Raw genomic sequence first — 286 nt, 5'->3', positions numbered from 1 at the left:
TCAGGAAACTATTGATAAATTTGAGGATGAAAACGAGCTTTTATTAAATTCTTTAGCTAATCCAGAAGAATTAAATGTTTTAAAGGACACTTCCTCAAAGAAAATAAAATCATTTACAATTCAACAATCTTTAGATCTTTTCCCTTCATCCCAGGAATTTAAACTGAGATTTCAGGATGAAACTTCACTAAATATATCGTATTCTCAACTAGCTTTGTTAAGGGAAAAATCGCCCTATTTTAAAAGTCTTTGGTCGGGAAATTTTCGAGAAACCCTTCAAGATCCT

Annotated in this window: 1 pseudogene; it reads left to right on the top strand. The window is 31.1% G+C overall.

The features are described 5' to 3' along the window. Nucleotides 1-286 (top strand): annotated as a pseudogene (locus TY19_RS00755) (hypothetical protein); the annotation flags it as partial.

The organism is Candidatus Protochlamydia sp. R18, assembly GCF_000648255.1.
Taxonomy (GTDB): domain Bacteria; phylum Chlamydiota; class Chlamydiia; order Chlamydiales; family Parachlamydiaceae; genus Protochlamydia; species Protochlamydia amoebophila.
This window is presented reverse-complemented; position numbering and strand designations above follow the sequence as displayed.